The sequence below is a fragment of the Burkholderia multivorans ATCC BAA-247 genome, assembly GCF_000959525.1.
Lineage (GTDB): Bacteria > Pseudomonadota > Gammaproteobacteria > Burkholderiales > Burkholderiaceae > Burkholderia > Burkholderia multivorans.
In genome coordinates this window covers 1,141,020-1,155,953 of record NZ_CP009831.1, presented here as the reverse complement: position 1 = coordinate 1,155,953, position 14,934 = coordinate 1,141,020, and the positions used below count along the sequence as shown (strand labels likewise).

At 67.9% G+C, this 14,934-nt stretch carries 14 protein-coding genes; 1 reads left to right on the top strand and 13 read right to left on the bottom strand.

The window, feature by feature from the left end:
- Position 1 precedes the first annotated feature (1 nt).
- From NP80_RS07410 to NP80_RS07355, 12 genes are read right to left on the bottom strand one after another with little or no spacing between them, the layout of a single operon-like run.
- A complete protein-coding gene (locus tag NP80_RS07410) occupies positions 2–1,189 on the bottom strand; it encodes a beta-ketoacyl-[acyl-carrier-protein] synthase family protein (protein WP_006403738.1) in 1,188 nt (395 codons plus the stop codon).
- A complete protein-coding gene (locus NP80_RS07405; protein ID WP_045593308.1) occupies positions 1,186–3,597 on the bottom strand; it encodes an MMPL family transporter in 2,412 nt (803 codons plus the stop codon). The genes NP80_RS07410 and NP80_RS07405 overlap by 4 nt, the downstream gene beginning before the upstream one ends.
- A complete protein-coding gene (locus NP80_RS07400) occupies positions 3,597–4,271 on the bottom strand; it encodes an outer membrane lipoprotein carrier protein LolA (RefSeq protein WP_006403740.1) in 675 nt (224 codons plus the stop codon). The genes NP80_RS07405 and NP80_RS07400 overlap by 1 nt, the downstream gene beginning before the upstream one ends.
- Complete coding sequence (locus NP80_RS07395; protein ID WP_006403741.1) at positions 4,262–4,690, bottom strand: acyl-CoA thioesterase; 429 nt, start codon at positions 4,688–4,690, stop codon at positions 4,262–4,264. Before NP80_RS07395 ends, NP80_RS07400 begins: the two co-directional genes overlap by 10 nt.
- Positions 4,687–6,285: an HAL/PAL/TAL family ammonia-lyase gene (locus NP80_RS07390; RefSeq protein ID WP_035946905.1), complete on the bottom strand. Its 1,599-nt coding sequence runs from the start codon at positions 6,283–6,285 to the stop codon at positions 4,687–4,689. Before NP80_RS07390 ends, NP80_RS07395 begins: the two co-directional genes overlap by 4 nt.
- Positions 6,272–7,978 (bottom strand): glycosyltransferase family 2 protein, encoded by a 1,707-nt coding sequence (locus NP80_RS07385; protein ID WP_006410248.1) that lies wholly within the window; start codon positions 7,976–7,978, stop codon positions 6,272–6,274. Before NP80_RS07385 ends, NP80_RS07390 begins: the two co-directional genes overlap by 14 nt.
- Positions 7,975–9,666 carry an ApeI family dehydratase gene (locus NP80_RS07380; protein ID WP_006410245.1) on the bottom strand — a complete coding sequence of 564 codons (1,692 nt, stop codon included), beginning with the start codon at positions 9,664–9,666 and terminating at the stop codon, positions 7,975–7,977. The genes NP80_RS07385 and NP80_RS07380 overlap by 4 nt, the downstream gene beginning before the upstream one ends.
- Complete coding sequence (locus tag NP80_RS07375; protein WP_006403745.1) at positions 9,663–10,298, bottom strand: COG4648 family protein; 636 nt, start codon at positions 10,296–10,298, stop codon at positions 9,663–9,665. The genes NP80_RS07380 and NP80_RS07375 overlap by 4 nt, the downstream gene beginning before the upstream one ends.
- A gap of 2 nt (positions 10,299–10,300) precedes the next feature.
- On the bottom strand, positions 10,301–10,549 hold the full coding sequence (locus NP80_RS07370; RefSeq protein WP_006402449.1) for an acyl carrier protein: 249 nt from the start codon (positions 10,547–10,549) through the stop codon (positions 10,301–10,303).
- Complete coding sequence (locus tag NP80_RS07365; protein ID WP_006402450.1) at positions 10,546–10,851, bottom strand: phosphopantetheine-binding protein; 306 nt, start codon at positions 10,849–10,851, stop codon at positions 10,546–10,548. The genes NP80_RS07370 and NP80_RS07365 overlap by 4 nt, the downstream gene beginning before the upstream one ends.
- Positions 10,826–11,620 (bottom strand): lysophospholipid acyltransferase family protein, encoded by a 795-nt coding sequence (locus tag NP80_RS07360; RefSeq protein WP_006402451.1) that lies wholly within the window; start codon positions 11,618–11,620, stop codon positions 10,826–10,828. Before NP80_RS07360 ends, NP80_RS07365 begins: the two co-directional genes overlap by 26 nt.
- The gene (locus tag NP80_RS07355; RefSeq protein ID WP_006403747.1) at positions 11,604–12,296 is read right to left on the bottom strand and encodes a beta-ketoacyl synthase chain length factor; all 693 of its coding nucleotides are present in this window, start codon (positions 12,294–12,296) and stop codon (positions 11,604–11,606) included. Before NP80_RS07355 ends, NP80_RS07360 begins: the two co-directional genes overlap by 17 nt.
- Before the next feature lie 895 nt (positions 12,297–13,191).
- On the opposite strand from NP80_RS07355, the gene NP80_RS07350 reads away from it, so the two are divergent.
- Positions 13,192–13,779: an IMPACT family protein gene (locus tag NP80_RS07350; protein ID WP_006410246.1), complete on the top strand. Its 588-nt coding sequence runs from the start codon at positions 13,192–13,194 to the stop codon at positions 13,777–13,779.
- Between the two features lie 99 nt (positions 13,780–13,878).
- On the opposite strand, the gene ppk2 is transcribed toward NP80_RS07350, so the two are convergent.
- Positions 13,879–14,823: a polyphosphate kinase 2 gene (gene ppk2, locus NP80_RS07345; protein WP_006402457.1), complete on the bottom strand. Its 945-nt coding sequence runs from the start codon at positions 14,821–14,823 to the stop codon at positions 13,879–13,881.
- Positions 14,824–14,934 lie beyond the last annotated feature (111 nt).

The window sequence follows — 14,934 nt, the reverse complement described above, 5'->3', positions numbered from 1 at the left end:
CTCACGCCCCCAGAATCAGGCTGGCATTGCTGCCGCCGAAAGCGAACGAATTGCTCATCGCGTAGCGTCCCGTTGCATCGCCGCCCAAATGGCGATCGCCGTCGACGAGATCGAGCGCCGGCAACGCCGCGTCGTGCTCGCCGTCCCAGTGGTGCCGCGGCAGCGGGATGCCGCGTGCCAGCACGAGCCACGCGAAGCCGAGCTCCGTCGCGCCGGCCGCGCCCAGCATGTGCCCCGTCAGCGGCTTGGTGCCGCTTGCCGGCACGCCGTGCGGGAACACGCGCGCCGTCACGTTCGCTTCCATCTCGTCGTTCAGCCGCGTCGCCGTCGCGTGCAGGTTCAGGTAGCCGATCGCGGACGACGCGACGCCCGCGTCGGCGAGCGCCGCGCGCAGCGCGTCCTCTGCGCCGTGGCCGGCCGGATCGGGCGCCGAGATATGATGCGCATCGCTCGATTCGCCGACGCCGGCCAGACGAACCGCGGTTTCGTCGCGGCCCATCAGGAACAGCGCGGCGCCCTCACCGATATTGATGCCGTTGCGGTTGCGGCTCATCGGATTGGTCCGCGTCGGGCTGACCGATTCGAGCGATGCGAAGCCCTGCAACGTCAGCTCGCACAGCGAATCCGCGCCGCCGACGACGACCGCGTCGCACAGCTTCAATCGCAACAGCCGCCGCGCGGCCGCGAAGGCCTTCGCACTCGACGTACAGGCCGTCGACAGCGTGTAGGCAGGTCCCGTCACGCCGAGCACCGCGCGCACGAACGGCGCGGCCGTGCCGATTTCCATCTGGCGATAGTCGAAGCCGGGCGGCATCGCGCCGGTCGCGGCGCGCTGCGCGAGCGCATGCTCGGCCGCCTGAATGCCGGACGTGCTCGTGCCGATCACGACGCCGATCCGCCGTGCGCCGTAGCGCTCGATCGCGGCGTCGATGCCGGGCCGGATCTGCGCGAGCGCCGCGAGCAGCAGCCGGTTGTTCCGGCAGTCGAAGTGCGCAAGCGTTGCGGGCGGCGCGATGTCGAGCGTCGAAACCGCGCGGCCGACCCAGCCGCCGCCCGCGACATCGCTGCGCGGTCCCATGCCCGGCGCGGTGCCGGCGCGCAATGCGGCGACGATGTCCTCGGTCGTTGCGCCGAGCGCGTTGATCATGCCGGGCGCGGACAGGTAGACCGGCGTGCGCGTCGAATTCATGCGCGGCGCTCCTTCATCGATGGCGTAGCGAGCGGTGCGAACAGCACCGAAAAAACAATGCCCAGCGCGAGCGTCGTGCCGAAGCTGCGCAGCGCGGGCATCGTGCTCGCGCCGAGCATGCCGAATGACAACAGCGTCGTCGCGGCCGAGAGCAGCACGCCGGTCCATACCGCGCCGATGCCGGCCTTGTCCCGCGTGCATCCTTCGCGCAGGAACACGGCGTAGTTCGCGCCGACGCCGAGCACCAGCATCAGCGCGAGCCAGTTGAACAGCGTAAGCGGCACCCGCGCGTAGCCGAACGCCGCCAGCGTCAGCGCGATCGCGAACACGACCGGCAGCGTCGTTGCGATACCGCCGCGCAGACCATAGCGCCACGCGAGCAACGCGAGGATCACGACCAGTGCGCCGGCCAGCCAGAGGCCGCTGTCGACGCGATACGCACCGAACAGGTTCGACACGCTCGCGGCCTTGTCGACCCATGACACGCCAGGCAGCTCGCGCGCGAGCGTCGCGAACGTCGCCGCCCGCGCCGGGTCGACGCGCTCCGGAATCGCCAGTGCCGCGAAGACCGGACCGCCGCTGCCTTCGACGCGGCCGAGCCACAAATGCCGGAACGGTGCCGACCAGCGTGCCCCCAGCCACGCGTCGACCGTCATCCTCGTCGACGCGTCGCGCGAAAACGCGTGAATCCATGCATCGGCGACATCGTCGCGAAACCCTGCTTGCGTCAGCGCGGCACGCAGCGCGGCGGCGTCGGCGAATACGTGCGTGCCGAGCACGGTCCGATCGAGCGCCTGGCGCTTAGCCGACGGCACGAACGTCGCGATCGATTGCACGAGGCCGGCCTCGTGTCGATCGAGCGCGGCGAGCAGCGCCTCCGAGCGTTGGAGCACGGCCTCCTGCGACGCGCCCTCGACGACGAAAAACTGCGCGGTATTCGCGAGCCCGATCGCCGCGCGAATCGCGTTTTCCTGGCGTGCGAGATCGGGATCGCGCTGGATCAGCAGATGAACGTCGTCGTCGCTCGTCAACGCGGCCCAGCCGGGGATCGCGATCAACGCGACCAGCACCGTCGCGATCGCCGCGCGCCGGCCCGTCAGCAGCGATTGCCATCCGGCCAGCAGACGCGCCGCGCGCGAGAAAATAGCCGACGGCACGCGGCGCGGTCCGCGCACGAGCACGAGCGGCAGAAAGCCGGTCACGGCCGCGAACGCAGCGAGAATCCCGACGATCGCGAAGCACGCGATCTGCTTGAGCGCGGGGAACGGCACCCACGCGAGAATCGCGTAACCGAGCAGGCTCGTCGCAAGCGCGACCGCGAGCGCCGGCCGGACCGCGGCCGCACCGCGCCGCGCATCCCATTGCCGCCCCGCCGACAAGTAGGCGACGAAGTACTGGATCGAATAGTCGACGGCCTCGCCGATCAGGCTCACGCCGAACACCAGCGTCAGCAGATGCAGCTTGCCGAAGATGAACAACGTCGCCGCGAGCGCGCAGACGATGCCGAATGCGGTCGACGCAAACGCGAGCATCAGCAGCCGCGGCGAGCGGAACACGCTCATCATCAGCAGCGCGATGCCGACGAGCGACACCGCGCCGATCACGTGCACGTCGCGCTCGGCACTCGCACGCGCGGCTTCCGCATAGAACACGGCGCCGGCACGGTCGACGCGCACGCCGCGAAATTCGACAGCGAGCGCGTGCTCCGCATCGGCCGTCGCGGCCCGCACCGCGTGCTGAATCTTCGATTCGTACGCCGAGCCCGGCAGCGACGCCATCACGAGGACGCCCGTCGCGCCGCCGCGATGCGACACCAGCATGCCGTCCTCGAGCGACAGGTCGGATGCGGCGAGCGGCAACTTGCCGAGCCAGTGCTGCAGCCAGCCGAATGGATCGTCGGCCACCGCGGTCTGCAAGCCGTCGCCGGGCGGCGCGTAAAGCCGCCGCGCGAGCTGCTCGCCAAGCGGCGCAGCGCGCTGCTCGAGCGATCGGCGATCCGCGTCCGTCAACAAACCGAAGCGGGCCGGCAGGTAGGTGGCCGCGATCTGCGACAGGTCGAACGGCGGTACCTCGACCGTCACCGAACGGAACGCAGCGCTGGCGCCGAGCCGCTCGCCGAACCGCTTCGCGGCGGCCTTCGCGCGCGCCGCGTCCGCGTCGGACACGAGGTAGACGGTGCGATTGCCGAGCGCCTCGCCGAGCATGTCGACGGCGCGCTCCGCGACCGGATTCGCTTCGGTGGCCGGCAGCAGCGCGAGCAGGTTCGTCTGCAGCGGCACAGGGCCGCTGACGAAACGCCACACGATGTACAGCACCGCGGCCAGCGTGACGAGCAGCCACGCGGCGCACAGCAGGCGCCGCCGCGCGCGTTCGCGCGCCGTGCCGGCAACGTCGCGCGTCACGTCCATTACCGCGCCTCCAGCCACGCGCGCTCGGCGGCGGCGGGCGCGGCGACGGGCGTCGCGCGCTCGAATTCGAGCACGGTCACGTTGCCGTTGCTAAACGTCATGTCGAGCCGGTCGAGATAAGCGCCGCCACGCATTTCGAGCGTACGCAGCGCCTGCGCCAGTTGCGGCTGATTCGGCCGCAACGTCATCCGCCACTGGTCCGGCGTGCCGCTCGCGTCGACGTCGAACTGCGAATACAGCGCCGACAGGTCGCCGCCCAGCATGTCACGCATCATGCGCGACACCTGCGCGACGCCGCGACCGCCGTTGCCGGGCGCGACGACACGCCCGTCCGCACCGACCTCGCGCACGCCGCTATCGGTGATGACGTAAGTCGCCTTGTACGGCGTGTCGATTCGCCAGACGACGCCCGACCGGCGATCGAACAGCATCGACCCCGTACTGACGAGCGGCCGCTTCATCGCGGGCAAGGTTTGTGTCTGCCGAAAGTCCGCGCGAAGCGCGCCGACCCGCGCGAGCCGCGCGGCGATCTCGGAGACGAGCGCGGTCGTCGCGGGCCGCGATGCCGTGGCCGGTGCAGGCGTCGGCGCGGCCGTCGCCGCGCCGCCCGCCAACATCGCGCACGCGACCAGCAGCGTCGTCGCAAACCGTCTGCGGCGCCGATTCAGTTCCATTGCGCATGCACCCTTTCGATCAGCGCCGGCGGCGACACGAACTGCAGTTCGCGCGTCGCCGCATCGACCGCCAGTTGCACCGTATAGCCCTTCGTCAAACGCTCGCCGGAAGCCGCGTCGACGATTTCGTAACCGATCTTCAACCGGTTCTCGAACTCGAGCAGCGTCGCGCGCACGTCCAGCTGCTGGCCGTAATGCGCGGACCGGACGTACTTCAGATGGGCCTCCACGACCGGCCAGACGTAGCCCGACGCCAGCATCGCCGGATAGTCGTAGTCGATCATCCGCAGCAGCGCGGCGCGGCTGCTTTCGAAGTACTTCAGGTAATGGCCATGCCAGCAGACGTTCATCGCATCGACATCGTGGAACAGCACTTCGACGCGCGCGGTCGCGCTCAGCGGCGCACGGGATGCGTTCATGCCGCGCCCCCTCGCCGAGATGCGCCGATCGGCTCGCATGCCGCGATGCGTGCGGTCAACGCACGCAACTCCGCCTCGAGCGGGCGGTCCTCGATCACGAGCGGCGATTGGCTGCTCACGTCGTCGATGAACGCACGCAGCGCGGGCGAAAGCTGTGTATCCGGGTCGTCGCGCAACCGCAGACGCGCGGCCTGCACGCTCGCGAGCACGTGTGCCGCGGCCACTTGCTCGGTCAGCGCCAGCACACGCAGGCAGTCGCGTGCGGCGATCGTACCCATGCTGACCTTGTCCTGATTGTGCGACTCGGTCGAGCGCGAGAACACGCTCGCCGGCATCGTCAGTTTCAATGCCTCCGCCGTCCACGCCGACGACGAGATCTGCACCGCCTTGAAACCGTGGTTGATCGCCGCGCGCTCGGGTGCGGCGCCCGTCAGGTTGCGCGGCAGCCCGTTGTTGAACTTGTCGTCGACGAGCAGCGCGAGTTGCCGGTCCATGAGATCCGCGAGATTGGCCACCGCGGTTTTGAGCGCGTCCATCGCGAACGCGATGTGGCCGCCGTAGAAATTGCCGCCATGCAGCACGCAACCGTCGTCCGGATCGACGAGCGGGTTGTCGTTCGCGCTGTTCAGTTCGTTCTCGATATCGCGGCGCATCCACGACAGCGCGTCGCGCGCCACGCCGATCACGTGCGGCGCGCATCGGACCGAATAGCGATCCTGCAGACGACGTCCGGGCAGTTCGTCGCGCTCGGCCAGATCGGCGCGTATCCACGCCGCCGCTTCGGCCTGCCCCGCGTGCGGCTTCGCATCGAACAGCCGCGCATCGAAGTGCCCGGCGCGGCCGTCGAGCGCAACCGTCGTCAATGCGGTCAGCCGCGCGGCCACGCGCGTCAAATAGTCGGCGCGCGCGAACGCGAGGCATGCCAGCCCGGTCATGACGGCGGTGCCGTTCATCAGCGCCAGCCCTTCCTTCGGCGCGAGCGTCAGCGGCGCGCGATCGAGCGCGCGCCAGACATCGCTCGCGTTCCGCTCGCGGCCGTCATAGACGACCGTACGCTCGCCCACGAGCGCCGCGGCGAGATACGACAGCGGCGTCAGGTCGCCGCTCGCGCCGACCGACCCTTCCGACGGAATGCGCGGCAGGATGCGATGGTTCACGAGATCGGCCAGCCGCTCCAGCAACGTGAAGCGCACGGCCGAATAGCCGAAAGCGAGCGAGTTGAGCCGCGCCACGATGACGGACAGCGTCTGCGTCGCATCGAGCCAGTCGCCCATCCCGCAGCCGTGATACCGCGTCAGTTGCAGCGGCAGCGCATCGACGAGCGCGCGCGGCACGTCGACCACGCACGCATCGCCGTACCCGGTCGTCACGCCGTAGACGGTGCCGCCGCTCGCGAGATAGTCGCGCAGCCACGCTGCGCCCCGCTCGATTCGCGCGCGCCATTCGCCGTCCGCGTTCAGCGCGACCGGCGCACCGTCGCGAGCGATCGCCACGACGTCCTCGATCGTCAGATGCCGGCCGCCGATCACGACGGCCGGCCGCGTCGCGTTCCCGGCCGCGGTTGCGGCGACGTCGTTCATGTCATGTTCGGCCACGCGGACCTCCATCGGGCCGCGCCCAGAAATCGAAGAAATTGAACCATTGGTACGGCGCCTTGCGGCAGTAGTGTTCGAGCCGCGCGGCATAGCGCTGCGCCCATGTCGCGACGTGTGTCGCGCGTTCCCGGCGCGGCAAGTCGATGCGCTCGGCGAACGGCTCGAAATAGAGCCGGTAGCCGCGCGCTTCCTTCACGCAGAAGAACAGGTAGACGGGACAACCGAGCGCATGAGCGAGGATGTACGGACCCTGCGCGAACGGCGCCGTCGCATCGAGAAAGCGCGCATCGACGGTCTTGCCGGCATCGTGCGGCGGCACGCGGTCGCCGACGATGACGAGCAACTCGCCGGCGTCGATACGCGACTGCATCATCATCGCCGTATCGGGCCCGAAGTCCGACACTTCGACGAGCTGCTTGCCGAAGTCGCTGTTGGCGCCCGCCAGCACGCCGGTGAAGCGCTTCGCATGCTCGGTGTAGACGATCGCCGTGACTTTCGTGTGTGCATCGCGCAGCGCGAGCGCGCGCGTCATTTCCAGATTGCCGAGATGCGCGCCGATCACGAGTGCACCGCGTCCGCTCGCCGCCAGTGCATCGAATGCGGACGAATCGTCGAAACGCACGTCGAGCTCGTCGAGGCGGCCGGACCACGCGACGAACTTGTCGAACCCCGCCTGCGCGAACGCGAGCATGTGACGGTACGCGGTGCGCCATCCCGGCTTCGGCACGGCGGTCGCGCCTGCGTCGCGAAGCCGCGCGATGTACGCATGCGATGCGGTACGCGCGGCGCGATTCGTCAGCACGAAATAGCCGACGATCGGATGCAGCCAGAGCGACGTGAAGGTTTTACCGAACCAGCGACAGCTGAGCGCGAGCAGCGCCATGCCGACGCGGCTGCCGCGTTCGGGAATGCGCCACCACGCGCGCGTGCGTGCGGCCGGCGACGCGCCGCGCTGCCCGGCGAGACGACGGGCAACGAGTATCGGTGCGCGTACCAGCATGCCCGCGACGAGCCGCGTATGACTTGCGCTGATGCGCAGGTTGTCGCGCCAGACGTCGAAATGCGATACACCGTCTTCCGGGTAGACGACGCGCGTCGGGATCGTCCTGAACACGAGGCCGCGCCAGTGGAGACGGACCAGGATCTCGCTGTCGAACGCCATCCGCGTCGGCATCGACACCGTGTCGATCACGTCGCAGACGGCATCGACCGGATAAAGGCGAAATCCGCACATCGCATCGGGAATGTCGAGCGACAGCGTTTCGATCCATACCCACACGTGCGTGAGATAGCGGCCGTACAGGCGCGCCTTCGGCACGCTGTCGTCGAAACGCGGCCGGCCGAGAATCACCGCGTCGGGCTCGGCCTGCGCGGCCGCGACGAATTTCGTCACGTCCGCCGCATCGTGCTGGCCATCGGCATCGATCTGGATCGCGTGCCGATAACCGCGCGCGCGGGCGGCACGCAGCCCGGCCATGACGGCCGCGCCCTTTCCCCCGTTCACGGGCAGCCGCAGCACCGTCACGGTGCTCGCGTAGCGGGCCGCCAGCGCAGCGAGCACCGCTTGCGTCGGCGCGTCGCTGCCGTCGTCGATCACGAGGATCGGCAGACCGTGCACGACGAGGCGCGCCAACGTGCCACCGATCGCGTCGCGGTGGTTGTAGATCGGAATGACGATGCAGATGCCGTTCATTGCGCAGCCGCACCGTAGACGAGCGCGCCGGACGTGCACTCGCGCCCCTCGCAGCGGAACGCGAAACGCACGCGGCCGCGTACGGGATCGTGCGCGATGCGCAGCGCGAGCACGGCGCCCGGCAGCACGGGCGCCTTGAACTTCAGGTGCTCGATGGCGCGCACTTCGCGCACGCCAGGCATCTCGCGAGCCGCAAGGCGCGCCGCCCAGTCGATTTGCACGACGCCCGGCAGGATCGGCAGCCCCGGAAAGTGTCCTTCGAAATGTGCGAGCGCGGCCGGCACGCGTAGTTCGTAATGCAACGCGTCGTCGGCTTGCCAGGACGCGAGCAGCTCGAAGCCCTCCGGCGCGGCCCTGAACGCGGCCGCGAGTGCGGCGGCCGGCAGTTTGCCGCGCGCATCGAACGGCATCGCATGCAGGAATCGCCAGTGGCGCGGCAACGCGGCCGCGTCGAAATAGGCGCCGAGCGCGTGGCGCAAGGTCGTCGCAACGGCCAGCCGTCCCTCTGCGGCGAGCGCGTCGCGCCCCGCCGCCGTCAATACGGCGACGATGCCCACATGCGCGCGCGTCGCACCGTCGATCACGACAGCCGCCGCCTGCGCGACATAGGCGTGCGTCAGCAGGCGCGCCTCGAGTTCCGGCAGCGACACGCGCTTGCCGTCCAGCTTGACGACGCGATCGCGCCGTCCCGCGAGCACGAAGCGCCCCTGCGCGTCGAATCGCGCGGTGTCGTCGGTGCGATGCCAGCAATCGTGACCGAGATGAGCGGAGCGAACGCACAACGCGCCGTCGTCGTCGCAGCGCACCTCGACGCCCGTCAGCGGCTGCCATGCCGCCGAGCCGTCCTGGCGCCGCCAGGCGATGCCGCCGGTTTCGGTGCTGCCGAAGATCTCGAGCGGCGCCGCGCCGAACGCCTTCGAATAGGCCGTCGCCGCGTCGGCCGGCAGCGGGCCGCCCGACGAGAAGAACGCGCAAGGCGCGGGCGCCTGCATCGGAAAACCGGGCAACGACGGCCAACGCATCAACTGCGACGGCGTGGAAACGACGATACCGCCGCCGTATGCGGCCAGCCGCTGCTGCAACTGCAACGGCTCGAGCACCGAGATCCGGTCGAACGCGCGACCGGCCGCGAGCGGCCACAGAATCCTGAAGAGCAGCCCGTAGATGTGGTGATGGGGGACGCTCGACAGCGTCACGGCCGTCCCTACGCTGTCCGCCCATTCGCGTTGCAGCGTGCGCACCTCGGCATCGAGCTGCGCGAGCGACTTTCGTACGGGCTTCGCCGTGCCGCTGCTGCCCGACGTGTAAAGCGTCACAGCGGCGCCGGCCTCGATCGGGCGAGCAACGGCAGCGGCCGCCGGTTTCGCGTCGCGCATGCAGGTAGCGAGCGTCGACGCGTCGAGCATCAGATCGTATGCGTGGGCCAGATCGTCGAGATAACCGGGCGCATGGCTGGCCGGGATCACGACCTCCGCGCGCGCCGCCGCGACGCCGAACAGCGCACAGGCGAACGTGTACGGATCGTCTGTGCAGATCGCGACGCGTCGTGCACCATACGCCTCCACCGCCTGCGCGATGGCATCCGCGCACAAGCGCAGATCGCCGAGCGTCAGCACCTCGTTGCCGTCACGACAGACTGCCACGCCGCTGTCGGCGTCGGCACACAGCATCTCGTGCAGCGCGATCATGCGAGACCCGCCCGTTTCCGCATCGCCGCGACGACGAAGGTTCGCCACAGCCACTCGCCGACCAGCAGCGCGCCGATCAGCAGATACGCGATCAACCCGTTGTAAAGGGCCCACGACGCACTGCTCCAGTACAGCGCCGTATAGACGGAAAAGCCGCCGTTTGCGATGAAGAACACACACCAGAGCTGCGTGACGCGCCGCGTATACCGGACGATCTCGGGGCCCGGCTCGGGATGGGCCAGCCGTGCGAATTTTTCGATCATGGTCGGGCCGCGCCGCAGCGTCGCGCCGAACGCAGCGAGCAAGCCGGCACTGACGCAGGCGGGATAGAAATGAAGCAGCCGTTCGCTATCGGTCACGGCAATCGCGGCCGACAACGCGGTCAATGCACCGGCCACGCACCAGTCGAGCGTGGTGAGCCGTTTGAGCGCCGCCGTCAGCGCGCCCTTGCCGAGCGTGCGCTGCAGCCACAGCAGCGCGACCAGCAGGCAGCCAACATAACGCGGCGACATGCCGTGCCACGCAAACAGGATGACGAGCGGATAGGCGACGGCGAGCGCCACCCTCGCCGCGACGCCCGCGCGGCGCGGCCATGCCGCACCCGTCGCCGCCCGCATGCCGGCCGCTGCCATCGTCACGCGCGCGCGAGCAACGCGTGAACCGCGGCGATGACGTCGCCGACGGTCCGCACGGACTTGAACTCTTCGGGCTTGATCCGCTTGCCCGTCATTTCCTGAAGCTTGATGGCCAGATCGACCGCGTCGATGCTGTCCAGGTCGAGCTCTTCGAACAGGTGCGTGTCCGGCTTCACCTGCTCCGGCTCGATCCCGAAATTCTCATGAAAGATCGCGCGGATGCGCTCCAGGATTTCTGCGTCCGTCACGATTGACTCCCCTTTTCCAGCACGGCTTCGTGCGATGCCTGATGAGACTGCTGTTCGGCGATGAATGCCGCCAGCGTATTGACCGATCTGAAGTGCGCTTTCGTGCGCTCGTCGTTCGCCGCGATCGTCAGGTGAAACTTCTTGCGCAGCATGATGCCGACTTCGAGCGCATCCACCGAATCCAGCCCGATGCCGTCGGTCGAGAACAGCGGCGCGTCGTCGTCGATGTCGTCGACCGTCATGTCGCTCAGATCGAGCATGTCGATCAGAAGCTGCTTAATTTGCAGTTTTAAAGTATCCATGCTGAAACAGGCTTTGAGTAATGTGCACTTCCACTTCGCGCGCGATGCTGCGAGCGGCTATCGACGGCGGCGTCGCGTTCGACGCCAGCCGGTTCAGATCCATCGGCTCGAGTACATTGACGCGCATGCGAAACGCACGAGACGGCACGTGATACCAGCGCAACGTTTTGGTGAATACCGGCGGATCGCAATCGATCAATACCGGCAGAATCCGGCTGCGCGACTGCAGGGCCATATGCGCGAAGCCGCGCGAGAACGCATGCAGGCGATTGCCGCCCGGGCTGCGCGTGCCTTCCGGAAAGATGATCATCGTGTAGCCGGCCGCCAGCTGACGCGCGCCGGCTTCGACGAGATCGGCCGCATCGGCATTGCTCACGTATTCGGCGGCGCGCACGATGCCCCAGAAGCACGGGTTGCCCCAATGGCCGCGCTTGACGACGCAGCACGCCTTCGGCGTCAGCGACAGCAGCACCATCACGTCGAGCCAGGTCGGGTGATTGGCGACAACGATTGCGGGGCCGCCGCGCGCAAGACGCTCGACGCCGGTCAGCTCGACCTTCATCACGCCGATACGCTGCAGCAGCGCGACCAGCGCGCGAAAGAAATAATGGATGACGAGCGTCACGCCGCGCTGGCGCGAGCGGCGATGCGGCCATAGCGCCGCGGCGACGATCGCGAGCAACGAGAACCCGAATCCGCACAGCGCGAAAAAAGCGAGACTCGCGCCGGTCGCGAACAGGCGCCAGCCGTAGTCAAGCCGCGCGATCATGCCAACTCCATCGCCAGGCCGCGTGTTCGCCGCGCCACGACGCCGTCGTGTGCGCCGACAGACAACGCAGCACCGCGGCGCTTTGCGTGTCGGCGTCGTCGGCAGCCCGTGCGTCGGCGGCGACGTCCGCGGTCATTTCGCAGCTCAGATGCCCGTCCGGCTCGCCGGCGCCGACCAGAATCGCGAGTCCGACGCTTTGCGCGTCGTCGTCGACATCGCCGTAAACGGCATCGGCCGGCTCGTGTGCGTAGACGAGCAGCACCGGCGAGGCCGGCGACGTTTCGTATTGGGAATAGGCTTCGAGCAGCGCGTAGCCGAGCGTTTCATGCCCGGCCGCAATCGCGGTCGCGGCCGAGCGGTCGCGTCGCGCGATGCCGAACACGCCGGTCACGGCGTTGAGGACCGAAAGACTGAAGGCCGTCGGCGACACCGGTTCCGCGGCGCCGATGTCGGCCAGAATGCCGGTGGTGCGCGCCAGCTCGCCGTGGCGCGATGCGAACACCATGCGCAGCGGATTTTCGGATCGGGCGCAGTCGTAGGCTGCCTGAAGCGCGAGACGCGATAGCCTGCTCAAGCGGCGTCGCACCATCGGATCGAGCGCTTCGACGCCCGGTACCCCTGCGGTCGAAATCGACGTCCATCTGGCGATTGGCATGGTCCAATGCAAATCGGCCATTGTTGTTCTCGTTGGGATCGTTGCTCTTCAGTGTTGTTATATCGCGCCACCGCATATCGGCCGGTTGCGCTCCACTTTCCATGAAATTTGCCCGTCGCGCATTGATCGCCGGACTCGCATCGTCGATTTGTCGCGCTTCCGATCGTCTCTCGGAAAGGCTCCAATCCGCGTCCATGCGAAGCCGGCGCCCGGATTATCAGTCGCTGCGACTGGATAGGCTGCAATTCGGTGCGGCGGAACTGTAACAGGGCTGTTACAAAAGATCAACGCTGTAACACAACACTCTTTCGATATTTAACGGTTGACAACATATCGAAAAGTGCTCGCTTCGTCGGCGATCGAGCAAAGCCGCGTTTCGCACGGTTTGGCGATGCCGGGCGCAAATGCGCTGGTCAATGCGAATCACCGCGGAATGCCAGTCTGTCCTTCGATCACAATCAGTTATTCGCTCGCGACCGGATACAGGCCTGCGCTGCGACAGTAAATCCGTGCCAATCGATCGCATGCCCGATCCGTCAGGGCTGCCGCCAAAGCGCTGCATCGGCCGTGGCCCTCGCGGCTTCGCGCGAAGCTGCACTGGCGGCGTATGCCCTTTGCCGTTCGAGTCGTCTTCCGGAATCGTCTCGATTCGAGCAAGTACGCGCACGCTGATGTCATGCGCGGCCGCAAGCCGTGAAGTCTCGGCATCCAGCAGTTCGTTCGCGTCTTCCCGGCGGGACGCCGGCATGCCTCGATACGCACCACGGTAGAATTTCGTTTTCTCGCAGCTCCGACCCATCCAGGTACCGCGAAGCAAAATCGCCATCTTGCTTGCACGCCGATCAACATCGAACGATCGATCGCGGCGGCAGTACCTCAGCCTCTGGATTCCTCTCGCATTTCATCAGCCCGGACCATGCCCTACTCGCTCGCCGCCGCCACCACCCGGGAACTCGAAATCCGCAAAAGCCGCTTCATCGCACACGCGATCCCCGTCGAAGACCGCGAGGCCGCCATGCGGGCGCTGCAGCAGCTGCGCGACGCGCATCCGACGGCCACGCACGTCTGCTGGGCGCTGCTCGCGGGCGGCCAGTCGGGGATGTCGGACGACGGCGAACCGTCGGGCACCGCGGGCAGGCCGATCCTTGAAGTGCTGCGCCATCACGACCTCGACGGCGTACTCGGCGCAGTGGTGCGCTACTACGGCGGCGTAAAACTCGGTGCGGGCGGCCTCGTGCGCGCCTACACGGACGCGATCGCGGGGGCGCTGCTCGATGCGGAACGCGTCGCACGGATTCGCCACACGCGGCTCACGGTCGAAATCGGTTATCCCGACGAAGCGCGCGTGCGCCGCTGGATCGAACAGGCGGGGTACGAACTGGCAGACAGTACGTACGGCATGACCGTCAGGCTCGTGATCAGGCTGCCCGCGACCGTCGAAGCGGCCGCGAAGACAGCGCTGTTCGATCTGACGCAAGGCCGCGCGGGCTTTCCTGCCGCGTGATGCGGCATACGTCGCGCCGCCCGCGCATGGCGGTCGGCCGACGCCTCGCGCCCGCGCCGGTCGCCCGCGCCGGTCGCCCGCGCCGCTCCACCGTGCCGCTCAATAGATTTCCGGCACGATCATGTGGTCCGGCACCGGCCGGCGAATGTAATCCTCGTGATGCTCGCGCTGCGGCAATTCGATCGTCGGCCGCGGCACTTCGTGGTACGGCACCTGGCTCAGCAGATGATGGATGCAGTTGAGCCGCGCGCGCTTCTTGTCGACGGCCTGCACGACCCACCACGGCGCCTCGGGAATATGCGTACGCTGCAGCATCTCCTCCTTCGCGGCCGTGTAGGCCTCCCAGCGACGGCGGCTCTCGAGATCCATCGGGCTCAGCTTCCACTGCTTCAGCGGATCCTCGATCCGGCTCTGGAAACGCAGTTCCTGCTCGCTGTCGGTGATCGAGAACCAGTACTTGACGATCTGGATGCCGCTGCGCACGAGCATCTTCTCGAACTCGGGCACCGACCGGAAGAACTCCTCGTATTCGTCGTCGGTACAGAAATTCATCACGCGTTCGACGCCCGCGCGGTTGTACCAGCTGCGGTCGAACAGCACGATCTCGCCGCCGGCCGGCAGATGCGCGACGTAGCGCTGGAAATACCATTGCGTCCGTTCGCGGTTGTTCGGGGCGGGCAGCGCGGCCACGCGGCAGACGCGCGGATTGAGCCGCTGCGTGATGCGCTTGATCACGCCACCCTTGCCGGCCGCATCGCGGCCCTCGAAGATCACGACGAGCCGATGCCCGGTGCTCACGACCCAGTCCTGCAGCTTCACGAGCTCGCCCTGCAGGCGGAACAGTTCGCGGAAATACTGCTTGCGTGCCTCGCGGCGCTCCTGCGAGAACAGCAACTCGTCGCCGTCGTCGAAGCGGCGATCGTCGAGCTCCATCTCGAGCTCTTCGTCGTAGGCGTCGACGAGATCCTCCTCGAAACGGCGCCGGCGCGCGTCGAGCGATTGCGTGTCGGAGCGGTCGTCGGTTTCGGTGCGGTTGTCGTTCATCGGGCCTCCTTCGATCGGGTCGCAGCCAAACTCCCGCATTATCCCAGCGTCGCGCGTCAAATTGATGAAAAACGGCTTCGTGCCGGCGCCGGCACGGCGCGCGCGACACGC